General features: G+C 67.3%; 10 protein-coding genes. 4 read left to right on the top strand and 6 right to left on the bottom strand.

Annotation, left to right across the window (positions count from 1 at the left end; all coding sequences use genetic code 11):
• Positions 1-120 precede the first annotated feature (120 nt).
• On the top strand, positions 121-3,462 hold the full coding sequence (locus tag RCF34_RS17010) for a PAS domain S-box protein (protein WP_308709227.1): 3,342 nt from the start codon (positions 121-123) through the stop codon (positions 3,460-3,462).
• A gap of 290 nt (positions 3,463-3,752) precedes the next feature.
• Here the strand turns inward: RCF34_RS17010 and prpF are convergent, their stop codons facing one another.
• From prpF to RCF34_RS16985, 5 genes are all read right to left on the bottom strand, one after another.
• On the bottom strand, positions 3,753-4,934 hold the full coding sequence (gene prpF, locus RCF34_RS17005; RefSeq protein ID WP_308709226.1) for a 2-methylaconitate cis-trans isomerase PrpF: 1,182 nt from the start codon (positions 4,932-4,934) through the stop codon (positions 3,753-3,755).
• Between the two features lie 26 nt (positions 4,935-4,960).
• Positions 4,961-5,851: a YghX family hydrolase gene (gene yghX / locus RCF34_RS17000; protein ID WP_308709225.1), complete on the bottom strand. Its 891-nt coding sequence runs from the start codon at positions 5,849-5,851 to the stop codon at positions 4,961-4,963.
• A 109-nt stretch (positions 5,852-5,960) separates the two neighbouring features.
• Positions 5,961-10,076 carry a CheR family methyltransferase gene (locus RCF34_RS16995; RefSeq protein WP_308709224.1) on the bottom strand — a complete coding sequence of 1,372 codons (4,116 nt, stop codon included), beginning with the start codon at positions 10,074-10,076 and terminating at the stop codon, positions 5,961-5,963.
• 278 nt (positions 10,077-10,354) lie between these two features.
• On the bottom strand, positions 10,355-11,143 hold the full coding sequence (locus RCF34_RS16990) for a nucleotidyltransferase domain-containing protein (RefSeq protein WP_308709223.1): 789 nt from the start codon (positions 11,141-11,143) through the stop codon (positions 10,355-10,357).
• Positions 11,143-13,476: a DNA polymerase II gene (locus tag RCF34_RS16985; protein WP_308709222.1), complete on the bottom strand. Its 2,334-nt coding sequence runs from the start codon at positions 13,474-13,476 to the stop codon at positions 11,143-11,145. Before RCF34_RS16985 ends, RCF34_RS16990 begins: the two co-directional genes overlap by 1 nt.
• Positions 13,477-13,685: 209 nt before the next feature.
• On the opposite strand from RCF34_RS16985, the gene RCF34_RS16980 reads away from it, so the two are divergent.
• Positions 13,686-14,378, top strand: coding sequence for a 3'-5' exonuclease (locus RCF34_RS16980; protein WP_308709221.1), 693 nt, complete (start codon positions 13,686-13,688; stop codon positions 14,376-14,378).
• A gap of 95 nt (positions 14,379-14,473) precedes the next feature.
• The gene (locus RCF34_RS16975; RefSeq protein WP_308709220.1) at positions 14,474-15,517 is read left to right on the top strand and encodes a zinc-dependent alcohol dehydrogenase family protein; all 1,044 of its coding nucleotides are present in this window, start codon (positions 14,474-14,476) and stop codon (positions 15,515-15,517) included.
• A gap of 6 nt (positions 15,518-15,523) precedes the next feature.
• Here the strand turns inward: RCF34_RS16975 and RCF34_RS16970 are convergent, their stop codons facing one another.
• On the bottom strand, positions 15,524-16,015 hold the full coding sequence (locus tag RCF34_RS16970; RefSeq protein ID WP_308709219.1) for a hypothetical protein: 492 nt from the start codon (positions 16,013-16,015) through the stop codon (positions 15,524-15,526).
• Between the two features lie 386 nt (positions 16,016-16,401).
• On the opposite strand from RCF34_RS16970, the gene RCF34_RS16965 reads away from it, so the two are divergent.
• Positions 16,402-17,421, top strand: a complete 1,020-nt coding sequence (locus RCF34_RS16965) for a branched-chain amino acid aminotransferase (RefSeq protein WP_133861416.1) — start codon at positions 16,402-16,404, stop codon at positions 17,419-17,421.
• Positions 17,422-17,642 lie beyond the last annotated feature (221 nt).

The following is a 17,642-nucleotide window of genomic DNA, read 5'->3' as shown; positions in this document are numbered from 1 at the left end:
CCCTGCCTGTCGGAAAAAGGTGCTGGCAGATCGCTAGCCGGCGCCCGACTCTCTTACTCTAAGGCCCTTACTGGACGTCACTGGCGTCCGCCTCCGCTGCCCACGCGCTTGAAAGACCTCATGGCTGAATCCGCTCCCTCCCACGCTGACCTCCAGGCCGAAGTCCGCCATCTCCGTGCCGCGCTCGATCAATGCACGGCGCTGCCGCCCCAGGATGCCCAGCGGCGCCTGGCGATCTTCGATGGCGCCATCGATTTCGCCATGATCGTGCTCGATCCGGCCGGGGTGATCACCGACTGGAACAGCGGCGCCGAGCGCCTGCTGGGCTGGACCGCTGCGGAGATTCGCGGCGCACCGGCGGAGCGCTTCTTCACCCCGGAAGACAACCAGAGCGGCCGGGCCGCGCTGGAAATGCGGCTGGCGCTGCAGGACGGCCGTGCCGAAGACGAGCGCTGGCACCTGCGGCGCGACGGCACCCGCTTCTGGGCCAGCGGCGAGATGCATCCGCTGCACGATGACGCCGGTAGCCATACCGGCTTCGTCAAGATCCTGCGCGACCGCACGTCCCAGCACCTGGCCGGCCAGGCCCTGCGTGACAGCCAGCGCCACGTGGGCGAGGTGCAGCGGCAACTGGCGGACAGCGAGCGCTATTGGCGAAGCCTGTTCGAGCAACTGGACGAGGGCTTCATCCTCGGCACCATCCTGCGCGATGGGCAGGGCCGTGGCCGCGACTGGCGCTATGATCAGGTCAATCGCGCCTGTTGCGCGCACTTCGGCTTGAGCGCGCAACAGGCGGTGGGCCAGACCGCGCGCACGCTGTTTCCCGATCTCGAAGACTTCTGGGTGGAAGATTTCACCCGGGTGGTGGATACCGGCCAGTCGTTCAGCTATGTGCGGCAATTCCAGCACAACGGCCGCTGGTACGAAGGCCATGCGCACAAGGCCGGGCCGGACAGCTTTCTGGTGCTGTTCCTGGATGTCACCGAGCGCGAGCAGGCCGCCCAGGTCACTCGCGACGAAGAGCGCTATCGCAGGGCGCTGGCCGAACTCGGCGAAGGCTTCAGCCAGCTGGGCGACATCGAGGCCGTCACCGAACTGGCCTGCGCCACCCTGGGTACCACCCTGGATGCCCACCTGGTGGGCTATGGCCTGGTGGACGCCGACGCCGAGACCATCACCGTGGGGCGCGACTGGACGATCCCGGGCGCCCGCAGCCTGATGGGCACCCTGAATTTCCGCGACTACGGCAGCTACAGCGAGGCCTTCAAGCGCGGCGAAACCGTGGTGATCGAGGATGTCCACGAAGACCGCCGCACCCGTGACAACCTCGCGGCCCTGCAACGCTTGGATACCCGCGCCCTCGTCAACCTGCCGCTGTTCGAGCACGGCAACCTGGTGGCCCTGCTCTATATCGGTTCCAGCCAACCTCGGCACTGGACGCCGGCCGAGTTGCAATTCATCCGCGAGGTCGCCAATCGCACCCGCTCGGCGACGGCGCGGCTGACCGCGGAACGTGCCCTGCGCGACAGCGAACTCAATCTGCGCCTGGTGGCTGACACCCTGCCCTGCCTGATCGCCTTCGTCGATCGTGACCTGATCTATCGCTTCGCCAACGTCGAGGCGCCCAAGTGGTTCGAGGACGCGCCGGAAAGCATCCTGGGTCGCAGCATGGCCGAGGTATTCGCCCCGGAGCTGTTCGCCGCTCGCCGCCCGGCCATCCAGGCCGCCCTGGACGGCACTCCGGCGCGCCTGGATCTACCCTGGGCCTGGCCGGACGGTCGGCGGCGCATCGCCGACATCCACTATCGCCCGCGTCGGGATGCGCGCGGTGCGGTGGACGGCTTCTATGTCTTCGCCCAGGACGTCACCGCCCAGCGCGACGCCCAGGCGCTGATCCAGGCGCAGAATCTCAGCCTCAGCCAGGAGGTCCAGGCGCGTACCGCCGAGCGCGACCGGCTCTGGGCCCTCAGCGAGGATCTGCTGCTCACCGCCGACTTCACCGGGCAGCTCCTGCGGGTGAGTCCGTCCTGGTCGCGCGGCCTGGGCTATTCCGAGGCCGAGTTGCTCAGCCGCCCCTATACCGAACTCATTCACCCCGACGATCTGCCGGGCGTGCTGGTGGCGTTGGACGAACTGCGTCGCAGCGGGCTGCCGACCCGGGTGGAGAATCGTGTCCAGGCGGCGAATGGCAGCTGGCGCTGGCTGACGTGGACGCTGTCGCTGGACCTCGATCAGGAGCACCTCACCGGGGCCGGTCGGGACGTGACCCGGGAAAAGGAGGCCATGGAGACCCAGGCCGTGCTGGAAGAGCAGTTGCGCCAGTCGCAGAAGATGGAAGCGGTCGGCCAACTCACCGGCGGCCTGGCCCACGACTTCAACAACCTGCTCGCCGGCATCGTCGGCAGTCTGGACCTGCTCACGGTGCGCATCGGCCAGGGCCGGCTGAACAACCTGGAGCGCTACACCACCGCGGCCCAGGGCGCTGCCATCCGCGCCGCCGCCCTGACCCATCGGCTGCTGGCCTTTTCCCGCCGGCAGACGCTGGACCCCAAGCCCACCGACGTTAATCGCCTGGTAGCCGGCATGGAAGACCTGATCCGCCGCACGGTGGGTCCGGCCATCCAGATCGAGGTGGTGGCCAGCAGCGAGCTCTGGTCGACCCTGGTCGATCCGCCGCAGCTGGAAAATGCCCTGCTCAACCTCTGCATCAATGCCCGCGACGCCATGCCCGAGGGTGGCCGCATCGTCATCGAGACCGCCAACCGGGCGCTGGATACGCGCATGGCCCGGGTACGCGACCTGGAGCCGGGTGAATACATCGCCCTCGCGGTGACCGACACTGGCTGCGGCATGCCGCCCGAAGTGATCGCCAAGGCCTTCGATCCCTTCTTCACCACCAAGCCGATCGGCGTGGGCACCGGGCTCGGCCTGTCGATGATCTATGGCTTCGTGCGCCAATCCGGCGGCCAGGCGCGCATCCATTCCCAGGTCGATCAGGGCACCAGCGTCACCCTCTTCCTGCCGCGCCATCGCGAGACGGCGACCGGTGTGGACCTCATCGCCAGCCAACCGGCCCTGCCACGCCAGGGTCACGGCGAGACGGTGCTGGTGGTGGATGACGAACCCACGGTGCGGATGCTGGTGGTGGAGGTGCTGGAGGAACTGGGCTACGCCGCGCTGGAAGCGGCGGATGCCAGCTCCGGGCTGCGGCTGCTGGAATCCGATGTGCGCATCGACCTGCTGATCAGCGACGTCGGCCTGCCCGGCGGCATGAACGGCCGGCAGATGGCCGACGCCGCCCGCCAGCGCCGCCCGGGCCTCAGGGTGCTGTTCATCACCGGCTACGCCGAGAACGCGGTGGTCGGCAATGGCCACCTGGAGCCCGGCATGCATGTGATGACCAAGCCCTTCGCCATGGACGCCCTGGCGGTGCGCATCCGCGATCTGATCGAAGGACCCTGAGGTCCGACAAGGCCCTAAACCAAGGGTGCCGGACTTCGACGACGGAGCCAGTGCAGGCCAGCCTGCGCGGCCGACCTCGACCGTGGAGGGGATAACGACACAGTCTTGTCCACGGATGACGTGAGCTTGCCCAGTGGAAAACGCTGCGCGGTTTTCCACGCTACGCCAGGACACCGGCAAGAGATCGAGCCACAGGCGCGCCAGACTCGATCGCCTGCTTTCCCCCTGGGAAGGGGTTGGGGTGAGGGCCGAGGTGCGCCAGGCTATCCGCTCGTTGGGCTTCGCTGCGCTCAGCCCAACCTACTCTCCGCCGGTACCCGCACCCAGCCTTCCATCAGGCGCCGGGCGCTGCGGCTCATGCTGGCCTTTTCCACCTGCCAGCTGCCGTCGACCTCGCGTGCCTGGGCGCCGACCGCCAGGCTGCCGGCGGTATGGCCCATGCGCACCTGGCCGCCTGGCAGGTCGCCGGTGACTGCATTGACCAGAGTCCCGGGCAGCGCCGCGGCCACGGCCACGGCGACCGCGCCGGTACCGGGGATGGCGTGGTGCAGCTTGCCCATGGAGATCATCCGCGCGATGACGTCGAGCTCCTCGGCCTGGACCTGCTTGCCACCGGCCGCCCGGTAGGTCTGGGGCTCGGCGATCAGGCACAGCTTGGGCGTATGCGGGCGTTCCGCCGTCGCCTGGGCGGCCGTGGCGGCCAGGCCCATGGCCACCGCGCCCGCCGCGCGCAGGGTTTCCAGGCGCGCCAGCAGCGCCGTGTCGCCGTTGACCTGCGCCTGGGTCTCGGTGCCGCTGAGACCCAGGGTCTCGGTGCCGCTGAGACCCAGGGTCTCGGCCCGCACGAAGACGGTGGGATTACCGGCATTGAGCAGGGTCACCGGCAGCCGGCCCAGCCCCGGGACGTCGAGCTCGTCGACCGCCCGCCCGGTGGGCAGCACGCTGCCGTCGCTACCTGCGGGATCGAGAAAATCGAGCACCACTTCGGCGGCCGGGAAGGCCACGCCGTCGAAACGGAAATCCCCCTCTTCCTGCACCTCGCCATTGAGCATGGGAACGTGGGCGAGGATGCGCTTGCCGAGATTGGCCTGCCAGATGCGCACCGTGGCCAGGCCCTCGCGCGGCGTCTGGACCAGGCCCTCGCTGATGGCGAACGGCCCGACGGCGGCGCTGAGATTGCCGCAGTTGCCCGACCAGTCGATCACCGGCACCGCGATGGCCGGGGCACCGAACAGGTAGTCGACGTCGCAGTCCGGTCGGCGGGAAGGCGCGATCACCACCACCTTGCTGGTGCTGGAGGTGGCGCCGCCCAGGCCGTCGATCTGCTTGCCATAGGGATCGGGGCTGCCGATCACCCGCAGGAGCAGCGCATCGCGCGCCGGACCGGCCGGCGGCAGGTCGCGGGCATGAAAGAACACGCCCTTGCTGGAACCGCCACGCATGTAGACGGCGGGGATACGCAATTGCGGCATCAGGGGTCTCCGGCGGAGTGCCAAGCCTAGGCGAGATAGCGACCGAACCAGCCCAGGGTACGGTCCCAGGCCAGCCGCGCGGCCGCTTCGTCGTAGCGCGGGGTGGAATCGTTGTGGAAGCCATGGTTGGTGCCGGCATAGCGATGCACCTCGTAGGTCTTGCCGGCCGCCTGGAGCGCCGCTTCGTAGGCGGCGGCGCCCTCGTTGATGCGCGGATCGTTCTCGGCGTAGTGGATCAGCAGCGGCGCCTTGATCGCGGCCACCTCTTCGGCGCGCGGCTGACGTCCATAGAAGGGTACCGCCGCAGCCAGCTCCGGATAGGCCACGGCGGCGGCATTGGCCACCCCGCCGCCATAACAGAAACCGGTGATGCCGACCTTGCCGGTGCTGAATTCGTGGCCCATCAGGGTTTCCACGGCGGCGAAGAAGTCGTTCATCAGCTTTTCCGGATCGACCTGCTGCTGCAATTCGCGGCCCTTGTCGTCGTTGCCGGGGTAACCGCCCATGGAGGTGAGGCCATCCGGCGCCAGGGCCAGATAGCCGGCCTTGGCCAGGCGTCGGGCGACGTCTTCGACATAGGGATTGAGGCCGCGATTCTCGTGGACCACCACCACCGCCGGCACCTTGCCGCTGGCCTTGGCTGGTCGCACCAGATAGCCGCGGACCCGTCCATGGCCCTTGGGCGAGGGGTAGTAGACGTATTCGGCGACGATGTCCGGATCGGTGAACTCGACCTGGGTGGCCAGGGCGTAGTTGGGCGTCAGGGCCGCCAGCACCCCGGTGGCCGACAGCCCCAGCACCGCGGCGCAGGCGCCGGCGCGGTCGAGGAAGTCGCGGCGGCTGATGCGACCGTGCACATAGAAGTCGTAGAGTTCGAGCAGTTCGGGCGAGAAATCCTTGGCGGTGAGACGGGTCATCGCGGCGCTCCTCTGGCGGGAAACGGGGCCGCCGGCCCGGTTGGGCGGGCGCCCCGATGGCTCCCGAGTGTGCCGCGAATCGTCTGACTAAGCTACCGCCCGCGCGCCCTTAACCGGCCGCCTGAAGCTCCTGCAGGATGGCGATCAGCGCCTCGAAACTGACCGGCTTGTTCAGATGCCGGGCGAAACCCGCCGCCCGTGCCTTGTCGATATCCAGCCGGGTGCCATAGCCAGACAGGGCCACCGCCGGGGTGCCGACGTTGCGATCGCCTGCCCGCACCTGGCGCAGGAATTCGTGGCCGTCCATCTTCGGCATGCCGATGTCGGAGAGAATGACGTCGAAATCTCGCTCCTGGGCCAGCGCCAGGCCGCTCCGAGAGTCGGTCGCTGCGGTGACCAGGACGCCTTCCTCTTCGAGCAACAGCTGCAGGGTCTCGACGATGTCGGGAGAGTCGTCCACCAATAGCACCCGCAGTCCCGCGATGGACTGCCCTTCCGCCTGCGCCTCGGCCAGCTGGAGCTCTTCGCCCTGGCACAGCGGCAGCCAGACGCTGAAGCGCGCGCCCAGGCCGAGGCCTTCGGAGTGGGCCTCGATGCGCCCACCATGGGCTTCCACCAGCTGCTTGACCAGTGCCAGCCCGATCCCCAGACCATGCTGGGCGCGGGCGGTGTATTTCATTTCCGCCTGGCCGAACATGTCGAACACCCGCGGCAGGAAGTCCGGGGCTATGCCCTGGCCATTGTCGGTGACGTCCAACCGGGCCTCGCCATCCTCAACCCTCAGACTGATCTCCACCCGGCCACCCGCCGGGGTGAACTTGATGGCGTTGTTGAGCAGGTTCCAGACGATCTGGCCGATCCGGGTGGCATCCGCCTGGACATGCAGCGGTGCCCCCGGTAACCGGGAGCAACTGACCTGCACCTCGTCTGCCAACGGGCGGATCACCTCGGCGATCTCGCGCAGCTGCTGGGCCAGGTCCAGGCTCTGGCGCTCCAGCTTGAGCTTGCCGGTGCGGATGCGCGACAGGTCGAGCAGGTCGTCGATGATCTGCGCCTGGCTGCGCACCGCGCGCTGGATGGCCTCGGTGGCACGGCGCGCCAGAGGCACGTCACGCAGCGCCGGTGAACGGGCCAGCAGCTCGCTGTTGAGCTGGATGAGGTTCAGCGGGTGCTTGAGTTCGTGGGACATCACCGCGAAGAACTCGTCCTTGAGCTGCACCAGGGCGCGCTGCTGTGCCTGCTGATTGGCATTCTCGCTGGCAAGCACGTGATCGGCGGTGGCGTCCCGGGCGATCTTGGCATAGCCGCGACCGCCCGAGGCGTTGCTCATGCGACTGAGCACTCCGGTGCAATAGAGGCGGCTGCCATCCTTGCGCCTGAGCCAGCGTTCGTCCTGGGCGGCGCCCTGCTCGTCGGCCTGGCGCAGCTCCGCTTCCGGAACCTGGGCGGCCAGGTCTTCCGGAGTGAAGATCAGGCCCATGGGCTGCCCCAGCGCCTCGCGTTCGCTGTAGCCGAACAGCCGGGTGGCGCCACCGTTCCAGCTGTTGATGATGCCGCCGGCATCCAGGGTGACGATGGCATAGTCATGGATGTTCTGCGCCATGAGGCGCATGTTTTCCTCGCCATCGCGGGCACGATCCTGGGCCTTGCGGCGCTCGGTGATGTCGATGAAGGTCAGCACCGCGCCTTCGATGCGGTCCTCCGCGGTACGGTAGGGCAGCAACCGCGCCAGGTACCAGCGGTCATCGTGGCTGCGAACCTCCCGCTCGATCTGGCCGAGGGACTCGAAGACCTGATTGGCATCGGTGGCCAGCTCCGGGTAGTCCAGGCGATGGGTGATGTCGAGCAGCGAGCGGCCGGTATCGCTGACGATGATGTTGAAGATGCTGGCGGCGCGTGGAGTGAACCTCTTGATACGCATGCCGCGGTCGACGAACACCGTGGCGATGTCGGTGGAGGTGATGAGGTTCTGCAGATCGTCGTTGATCTTGCCGGTTTCCTCGATCTTGGACTTGAGCTCGTAGTTGACGGTGATCAGCTCTTCGTTGATCGACTGCAACTCTTCCTTGCTGGTCTCCAGCTCCTCGGTGGCCGAGCGCAACTCCTCGTTGATCGCCTGCAGCTCTTCGTTGGAGGCCTTGAGCTCCTCGGTGGAGGTCTCGGACTGCTCGATGGTCAGCTGCAGCTGCTCCTTGGTGGGCTGCAACTCGGCTTCCAGCTGGGTGAGGACGCTGTCCTTGGCTTCGACGTGGTCGCTGACGGAATCGGCGCCCATGACATCTTCGACTTCATCGAAGAGCACCAGCAGATAGTCGGTGCTGGTGTCGCTGTCGCGGAACGGCCGCACGACCATGTTGATGTAGTAGCTGCGGTCGTCGCGCTGGATATGCACGCGTCGCGCCTCGACGCTCCTGTTGCTCTGCAGCGCCTGGAACAGCGCGGTGCGCAGCTCCAGGCACAACTCCTCCAGCACCAGCGCCGGCAGGCTGTAGCTGGGCTCGCCGCCGACGTAGCGCAGGAAGCGCCCGGCCCGCTCGGACAGGTGCACGATGTTGGATTCGCGATCGACGATGATGCTCGGCGGGGCATATTGCTCCAGCACCCGCTGATGCACCTCGGCGAAGGACACCTTCTTGCGCCGACCGACCTGGTGCGGTGGCAGGCGCACGCTGTGCACGCCCGGATTGAGATTGAGCAACGGCGTGGGCCGTATCACGCTGGTCGTGTGCTTGGCCCGATAGATGCGGTTCTTCTTGTCGACCGTGGCGAACAGGCTGCTCTGCACATCGGCCGACTCGGAACTGCCGAGAAACAGGTAGCCACCCGGCTTGAGCGCGAAATGGAAGGTATGCAGGAGTTCGGCTTGCACCTTGCGATCCAGATAGATCAGCAGATTGCGGCAACTGATGAGATCGAGACGCGAGAACGGCGGATCGCTGAGCAGGTTGTGTTGGGCGAACAGCACCTTCTCGCGCAGCTCCTTTTTCACCCGGTACCGGTTCTGCTCCTTGAGCAGGTGCTGGCGCAGCCGGCCCGGGGCGACGTCGGTGACGATGGAGCCGGGATAGACGCCATGGCGGGCCACCGCCAGGGCGTGCTCGTCGAGATCGGTGGCGAACACCTGCAGCCGCGCGGCGGACTGGCGCAATTCGGCCTGCTCGGTCAGCAGCATGGCCAGCGAATAGGCCTCCTCGCCACTGGAGCAGGCGGCGCTCCAGACACGCAATTCCTGGTCTTCCCCGGCCGGCAGGTGCTCGAACAGTTCAGGGATGACATCGCGCTCCAGTGCCTCGAACGCCTCGCGGTCGCGGAAGAAGTTGGTCACGCCGATGAGCATGTCCTTGAGCAGCGCCGGGGTTTCCTCGGGGTGCTCGTGGAGGAAGCCGGCATAGGTCGGCATGTCGGCGATGGCGTTGACCTGCATGCGCCGCTCCACCCGACGCAACACCGTGGCGGTCTTGTACTGCTTGAAGTTGTGCCCGGTGCGGGTACGCAGCAGGGTGAGGATGTCGCGCAGGGCCAGTTGCATCGCCTTGCTCGAGGGCTCCGGTACCCGGGACTCGAGATCGAAAGGGCGCAGATCACCCTGGCTCAGGGTGCTGAGGGTGACGGCCAGCTCCAGCAGCTTTTGCGGTATCTCCACCACCGGCAGGACGAAGTCCACCACCCCGGCGGCGATGGCGCTCTTGGGCATGGAATCGAACTCGGCGTCTTCCGGCGCCTGAGCCAGGGTCACCCCGCCCTGCTCCTTGATGCGCCCCAGGCCTACGGCACCATCGGCGCCATTGCCCGACAGCACGATGGCGATGGCGCGGGTCTTGTGCACATCGGCCAGGGCGCGAAAGAACAGGTCCACGGCGACATGGTCGCCTTGGGGACGCTCCGCCGGGGTCAGCCGCAGGTAGCCGTCGTTCATGGTCAGATCGAAGCCGGGCGGGATCACATAGACATGCTCGACATGGATGGGCACCGGCTGGGTGACCTGCTGTACCGGCAACCGCGTGACCCGCTGCAGGATCTGGTCGAGATTGCTCTGATGTTCTCGCGACAGGTGCATCACCACCACGAAGGCCATGCCGCAATCGGCTGGCAGCGCCTCGAAGAAGCGCAGCAGCGCCTGGATACCTCCGGCGGACGCACCTATCCCCACCACGGGAAACGGCAGGTCACTGGGGATGAGGTGCTTGGAGTTGTTGGGTCTGGCCGCGTCCGCCTGTTTGCTCATCTATCCGCCGTCTGAAAATCCGCGAGAAATCGTGATCGCCGCGTCCGCACCGATTCCGCCAGGCCACCCGCCTGTTCGCGCGGAATAGGTCTGGCGCCGGCCGGAGTATAACGAGCGCACGCCAGGAGAGCGGGCCTCATCCTGCCGCAGGAGGGCGGCGATCAGGGATGTACCGCCTGCGTGGGACTGACGAGCGCAGGGCAAGTGCGAGCGAAGCGCGGGAAAGCCTGGGGCGAGACGGGGTCTTGGGAGTGGGTTGGGGGATATCGCGGTCTGCGCTAAGGCTCCGGTGATCCTGCCTGTCGGGCGAACCAGCCAAGGAAGGTGGCCAGTCGTTGATTGAATGTGACGGCGCCCGCCTGAGGTCGCAGGGCTTCGGTGTAGAAGAACTCGATTACGGCCCCTTGCTCGGGATACAGCCGCAAGGCCCGCGCCCGATGCTCTTCCAGGGTCCAGGGCCAGTCGATCTCGTCGGGCCGACGCAGCACCAGAAGCGCGCGCAGCAGCCGCCGCGCCGCCTCTCGTTGCAGGCGCAGACGCTCGGCGGGCCGCGTGCACGCGGCCAGGGCGCGCAGATGCCCTTCCAGCACAGGTACCACCGCGCCATTCACCGCTCGAGCGATGGCCGCACTCGGCTTGGAAGGGGCAAGACGTCGCGCCAGATCCTCACCCCACAGCCAGCGGCAATGGTGCTTGAGCCAGAACCCCCAACCGAGGCGATTGGCGGAGGCCAGGGCCTCGGCTCGGTGCCCGAGGTCGAAATCGATCTTGCTGACTTCGGGGTGTCCACGCTCCAGCGTACGTCGCAGATGCTCCAGCTGGATCAACTGGGTGCCTGGACAGGCATCGTTCAGGATCAACGTGAGGTCCAGATCCGATTGTCCCGGTCGGGCGCGACCCTCGGCCACACTGCCATAGACATAGAGCGCGACCAGATGAGTGCCCAGCAAGGATGGCAACTGGCTGCGCACGGCGGCCAGCACTGCCTGGTACTCGATCTGGAAGGGCAGTTCCGGCACCTGGCGGATAAAACCCGCCGCATCCAGTCCGCTGTCGGCGGTGTACATCAGAACAACCCCATCTGCCGATCCAGCAGGCGATCGAAGCGGTCGCCGACGAAGGGCAGGATGGCGTCGGCCACCGGCGCCAGCTGGCGCTGCACATAGTGGTCGTAGTCTGGCGGCGCATGGGGCAGTTCGACCGGTTCGGCGCCGGCGGTGGTGATCAGGTAGCTGATCCAGCCGCCGCGGCGAAAGCGGCTGCGGCGTCCCAGGCGGGCGCCTTCCGCCTCCAGCAGCCGCGCCGCGCGGACCTGGGGCGAGAGGTTGCTCCGGTACTCCTCCAGCGGCCGGCGCAGGCGCTTGCGATAGACCAGCAGGTCGTCCAGGTCGCCGGCGCGGGTGCAGGCGACGAAGTCGCGCACATAGTCCTCGTGGGGCTCGCCGGTGAAGATGCGCAGGTAGAGCTCGCGCTGGAAGCGCTGGGCCAGCGGCGACCAGTCGCTGCGCACCGTTTCCAGCCCCTTGAACACCAGTTCCGGCTGACCATCGGCACCCGGTCGCAGCCCGGCGTATCTCTTCTTGCTGCCCTCCTCCGCGCCGCGGATGGTGGGCATGAGAAAGCGACTGAAGTGGGTCTCGTACTGCAGCTCCAGGTGGCTTTCCAGTCCCAGCTCGACCTGCAGTTGCGCGCGCCAGTGGGCATTGACCGCCGCCACCAGGTCGCGACCGATGCGCTCGGCCTCGGCTTCGGCATGGGCAGCCCCGAGCCAGACGAAGGTGGAGTCGGTGTCGCCATAGATCACCCGATGGCCACGCGCCTCGATCAGCTCGCGGGTCTGGTGCATCACCGCGTGGCCGCGCAGGGTGATGGACGAGGCCAGACGGTGATCGAAGAAGCGGCAGTGCGGGGTGCCCAGCACGCCATAGAAGCTGTTCATGATGATCTTCAGCGCCTGGGCCAGGGGTGCGTTGCCGGCGCGCTTGGCGGCGTCGCGCCCCTCCCAGACCCGCGCCACCATCTCCGGCAGGCAGTGCCGGGTGCGATGGAAGCGCGCGCCGCGAAAGCCCGGTACCGTCTCGTCCTCGGGTAGCGCCAGGCCCTCCACCAGGCCCACCGGATCGATGAGAAAGGTGCGGATCAACGAGGGATAGAGGCTCTTGTAGTCCAGCACCAGCACCGAGTCGTAGAGTCCGGGCCTGGAATCCATGACGAAACCGCCGGGGCTGGCCTCGGGCGGCTGGGCGCCGAGGTTGGGCGCGACGAAGCCCTGGCGGTGCATCAGCGGCAGATAGAGGTGGTAGAAGGCGGCGATGGAGGCGCCGTGACGCTCCAGCGGCAGACCGGTGACGCTGGCGCGCTCCAGCAGGAAGCGCAGCAGCCCGGTCTTGGCGAAGATCCGCGTGACCAGTTCGCAATCCACCAGGTTGTAGCGCGCCAGGGCGCTCTTCTCGCCGGCGAACATGCGGTTGATCGAGGCCATGCGGTCGTGGGGATCGTCGATGGCCTTGCCTTCGCCCAGCAGGGTGCGGCTGACGTTTTCCAGGCTGTAGGAGGGAAACACCCAGGTCGCCGACTTGAGCGCCTCCACCCCGTCGATGATCGGCCGCCCGGCCAGCAGGGCATGGAAGGGCCGGCCCTGGCCGCCGGGTTCGTAGCGATCGTCCTCCACGGCGCCACGCCCCAGGTGCAGCGGCACGCCCAGTTTGCGTGCATGTTCGTGGAGCACGCGGATGTCGAACTGCAGCACGCTCCAGCCGATGATGACGTCGGGATCATGGCGCGTCATCCAGGCATTGAGGCGTTCGAGCAGGGTGGCGCGGTCGGCGACGTATTCCAGGTCGAAGTCCACCGCGGCGTCTTCCCCGGTGGGGGGGCCGAGCATGTACACCTGGCGCTGGCCGCAGCCGTGCAGGCCGATGCTGTAGAGCTCGCCGCGCTCGCTGGTCTCGATGTCCAGCGACAGGGTGCGCAGCGTGGGGCGATAGTCGGGATCCGGCCGCAAGGGCGCGCCGTCGGCGGTGGGCAGCGTCACCGGCGCGGTGATGAAGCGTTCCATGAGAAAGCGATCCGCCGGGGCGATGTCCGTCTCGTAGACATCGATGCCGGCGGCGGGAAGGCGCTGTTCCAGTTCGCGCAAGGTGCGATAGCGCGGCGCATAGAGCCCCAGGACGGGGCGCCGCTGGAAGTCCTGCAGGGCCAGCTCGCGGATCTCCACCCCGGCCGGCAGCAGGCGCTCGATGTCCGCCCGTCGCGCGGCCGGGGCGAAGGCCACCGCCTGCTGCGCCGGCACCCGCAGCTGGTGCGGACCGCGGTCGGTGGCGAACCAGAACACCAGTTCCATCCCGGTGGAAGTCTCGCGCCAGAGGCGTGTCAGCAAGAAACCCTGGACGGCGGCCAAAGCGGTGGCGCTCCTCGACATGGATGAAGGACCCATTCTCGCAAGGCCAGCCAGCACAGGCGACCTCGGCGCGCCAGGTGGTCCGCTCGTCGCCCCTGCCGAATGGCCTGTGTCCTGTGGCGATGATCTTGCATCGAATGCCCACACCCGTCGTAGAGCCGACTGTTCGGTTCCTGGGCGCACCCTTGGTTTCAGCTGTCAGGCCGTGTATGAATCCGTTGTCGTCGTCTTTTTCCAGCGCTGTCTCCCCCCGCTACAACGCCCAGCAAGCACGGGTGCGCGAGCAGGCACGTCGCTGGCTGGAGCAGGACGTCCTGGTGCTGGATACCGAGGCGACCGGTCTGGGCGAGGATGCCCAGCTGATCGAGGTCGCGATCATGACCCTCAGCGGCCGGGTGCTGCTCGATACCCTGGTCCGCCCGAGCATCGCCGTACCCCGCGAGGCGACCCTGATCCACGGCCTGACCGATGCCCACCTGGCCCAGGCGCCGCGCTTTCCCGAAGTGTTCGCCGCCCTCTGGCCACTGTTGCAGGGCCGCACCGTACTGGCCTATGGCATGGCCTTCGACTATCGCCTGCTGGCCCACAATGCCCGCCGCCACGGCCAGGCCCTGCCGCCGGAACTGGAACGGGAGACGCCACCGGTGCAACTGGTGGATGGCACCCGTCTGCACTGCCTGATGCAGCTCTATGCGCACTTCTGGCAGGAGCCGAGTCTGAACAGTCGCAGCCAGGACGGCTGGCGCCGCAAGTCCCTGGCCATGGCCGCCCGCCAGCAGGGCGTCGCCGTACAGGAAACCCATCGCGCCCTGCCCGATTGCCGACTCAAGGCCGCCCTGGTGCAGGCGCTGGGCGACGAGGCGCCGGCCACCTGGCAGGACGTGCAGGCCCTGGCGGGCTAGCTGGGCGGCACGTCCGCCGGCAGCACCGGCAAGCGGACAGGCTAACTTCGCGCGGCTTGCCATACTGGAGTCGTCATCCAGCCCGAGGACCCGCCATGCAAGCCGTCGTCTATGAAGCCTTTTCCGCGCCACCCCGCCTGACCACGGTCGCAGACCCCACCCCCGAGCCCCACGGCGTCGTGCTCAAGGTCATGGCCACCGGCGTCTGCCGCAGCGACTGGCATGGCTGGGTCGGTCACGACAGCGACATCGAGCTGCCCCATGTGCCGGGTCACGAGCTGGCCGGGGTGGTGGAGGCGGTGGGCAGGGACGTCACCCGCTGGCGCATTGGCGACCGGGTGACGGTGCCCTTCGTCGGCGGCTGCGGCGCCTGTCCCCAGTGCCATGCCGGTCACCAGCAGGTCTGCGATCACCAATTCCAGCCCGGCTTCACCCACTGGGGGTCTTTCGCCCAGTACGTCGGCATCCACCAGGCCGATCTCAACCTGGTCGCCCTGCCCGAGCAGCTGGATTTCGCCACGGCGGCGAGCCTGGGCTGTCGTTTCGCGACGGCCTTTCGCGCGGTGGTCGATCAGGGCCGGGTCAGCGCCGGCCAGTGGGTGGCGGTGCACGGCTGCGGCGGCGTCGGCCTCTCGGCGATCATGATCGCCCGCGCCCTGGGCGCCCAGGTGGTGGCCATCGACATCACCGCCGACAAGCTGGCCCTGGCGCGCCGCCTCGGCGCGGTGGCGACGCTAGAGGCCACCCAGGTGGCCAGCGTGCCCGAAGCGGTGCAGGAACTGACCGGGGGTGGTGCTCACGTTTCCCTCGACGCCCTGGGTCACCCCACCACCTGCTGCAACTCCATCGCCTGCCTGCGCAAGCGCGGCAGGCACGTCCAGGTCGGGTTGCTGCTGGGCGACCAGGCGACCCCGGCGCTGCCGATGAACCTGGTCATCGCCCGGGAGCTGGAGATCCTCGGCAGCCATGGCATGCAGGCCCATCGCTACGATGTGCTGATGGCCATGCTGCGCCAGGGCACCCTGGCCCCGGAGAAGCTGATCGGCCGCGAGATCAGCCTGGCCGAGTCCAGCGCGGCGCTGATGCACCTGGACAGCTTCGCAGGCACCGGGGTCACCGTCATCACCCGCTTCGACTAGCCCCGACTAATTCGCCTCCGCCGCCTGCAACACCCAGCGCAGGCCCTGCAGGTCCTCGGCTGTCAGGGTTTCGCGCAGGCGGCAGAGGCGATAGTGAACGCGGGTGTTCATGGCCACCCACTCCAGGTCCTGGCGGGTGGGCTGGGCGACGAAGTATTCACCATAGCGCTCGTCCAGCCCGGCCATGCGGTACTGGCCCTTGAGCGGCAGGTAGATCTGGCCGTTCATCTCCCAGCGACTGGCGCTGCAGCCATGGAAGCGCACCTTGTCGCCAAAGGTGGAGAGCTGCGTGCGGAAATCGGTGGTGGCATTGCCGGCACTGGTCTTGAACTGACTGGCGATGACGCTGAAGACGATGCCTTCCGGCGAGGGCGCGCCCCGCCATTCGATGACCCGGCGATTGAGCGCTGCGTCGAATCCATCGGTGAAGATACCGGCGGCCTGCGCCGTAAGCGTTGGCAGGGTCAAGGCACCCAGCAACGCCATCGTTGTTTTCAAAACGAGCTCCTGGTGATGACCCCGGCGTCTAGCCTGAGGCAGCAGGCGAAGGCGGCAAAGGGCCAGCTTCAGACTTTGGAGACCCGATTGGCTGAAAGGTGCCCCCAGAGGTCCGGATAAGCGGTATCTTTCACAGTCTAGGCTCTGTACGAAAAGTGCCTGCGCTCGGTGATGCTGCGTTAAAAATCAGCTCGGAATGCTCATTTACCACTCGTGAACTCCGCTTCCTCGCCGATTTTCGCCTTGCCTGACCTTCGCTCGGCGACTTTTCATACAGAACCTAGCGACGAGCCCGTCTCGTCCATCCCCTTGAACCGTCGCCGGCGAGGCGCACGGCCCGACCACGAAACGACCGGCCTAGCCGCCGGAGAGCACTGCGAGGATCTATGAGCGCTGCGGACATCGATTGGAAGACCCTCGGTTTCGACTACATCAAGACCGACTTCCGCTATATCGCCACCTATCGCAACGGCAGCTGGGGACCCGGCGAGCTGACTCGCGACAACCAGCTGCACATCAGCGAAGGCTCCACGGCCATTCACTACGGCCAGCAGTGCTTCGAAGGCCTCAAGGCCTATCGCTGCCAGGACGGCTCCATCAACCTGTTCCGCCCCGACCGCAACGCCGCGCGCATGCACAGGAGCTGCGCCCGCCTGCTAATGCCGCCGGTCCCCACCGAGATGTTCATCGACGCCTGCCAGCAGGTGGTCAAGGCCAACGAGGCCTGGATTCCGCCCCACGGCACCGGCGGCGCCTTCTACCTGCGCCCCTTCGTCATCGGCGTGGGTGACAACATCGGTGTGCGCACCGCCCCCGAGTTCCACTTCGTGGTGTTCGGCATCCCGGTCGGCGCCTACTTCAAGGGCGGCATGACCCCGCACAACTTCGTGATCTCCGGCTACGACCGCGCCGCGCCCCAGGGCACCGGCGCCGCCAAGGTCGGCGGCAACTACGCCGCCAGCCTGATGCCCGGCGCCCAGGCCAAGGCCGAAGGCTTCGCCGACTGCATCTACCTGGACCCCCTGACCCACAGCAAGATCGAGGAAGTCGGTTCGGCCAACTTCTTCGCCATCACCGGCGACGGCAAGTTCGTCACCCCGCGTTCCGAGTCGGTGCTGCCGGGCGTGACCCGCATGTCGCTGATGGACCTGGCGCGCGAGCGGCTGAACCTGGAAGTGGTCGAGGGCGACGTCCATATCGACCAGCTCGACCAGTTCGTCGAAGCCGGCGCCTGCGGCACCGCGGCGGTCATCACCCCCATCGGCGGCATCCAGTACGGCGAGAAGCTGCACGTCTTCCACAGCCTGACCGACGTCGGCCCGGTGACGCGCAAGCTGTATGAAGAACTGACCGGTATCCAGACCGGCGACAAGCCGGCGCCGGAGGGTTGGATCGTCAAGGTCTGACTTGAGGATTGGTTTAGTTTGAAGAAGGCGCCTCAGGGCGCCTTCTTCGTTGGGGAGATGGGTTGGCGGGCAGGTTGGGTTGAGCGGAGCGAAGCCCAACGGATTGCGGTTAGAGTTATAGGTTCCCTAGCTGTTTATCACGGTCTGCTTTTGGCTCTTGTTTCGCCCACCCGGGCGACTCACTTTTTTCAAACGCGAAAAAAGTAAGCAAAAACGCTTGC

It is taken from the genome of Pseudomonas sp. 102515, from assembly GCF_031085165.1.
Classification (GTDB): Bacteria; Pseudomonadota; Gammaproteobacteria; order Pseudomonadales; family Pseudomonadaceae; genus Chryseomonas.
This window is presented reverse-complemented; position numbering and strand designations above follow the sequence as displayed.

Coding starts and splice junctions, on each gene's coding strand:
- RCF34_RS16990 (WP_308709223.1), bottom strand. CDS start 11,143: ATGTACACCGCCGACAGCGGACTGGATGCGGCGGGTTTTATCCGCCAG.
- RCF34_RS16965 (WP_133861416.1), top strand. CDS start 16,402: ATGAGCGCTGCGGACATCGATTGGAAGACCCTCGGTTTCGACTACATC.
- RCF34_RS16995 (WP_308709224.1), bottom strand. CDS start 10,076: ATGAGCAAACAGGCGGACGCGGCCAGACCCAACAACTCCAAGCACCTC.
- RCF34_RS17010 (WP_308709227.1), top strand. CDS start 121: ATGGCTGAATCCGCTCCCTCCCACGCTGACCTCCAGGCCGAAGTCCGC.
- RCF34_RS16975 (WP_308709220.1), top strand. CDS start 14,474: ATGCAAGCCGTCGTCTATGAAGCCTTTTCCGCGCCACCCCGCCTGACC.
- prpF (WP_308709226.1), bottom strand. CDS start 4,934: ATGCCGCAATTGCGTATCCCCGCCGTCTACATGCGTGGCGGTTCCAGC.
- yghX (WP_308709225.1), bottom strand. CDS start 5,851: ATGACCCGTCTCACCGCCAAGGATTTCTCGCCCGAACTGCTCGAACTC.
- RCF34_RS16980 (WP_308709221.1), top strand. CDS start 13,686: ATGAATCCGTTGTCGTCGTCTTTTTCCAGCGCTGTCTCCCCCCGCTAC.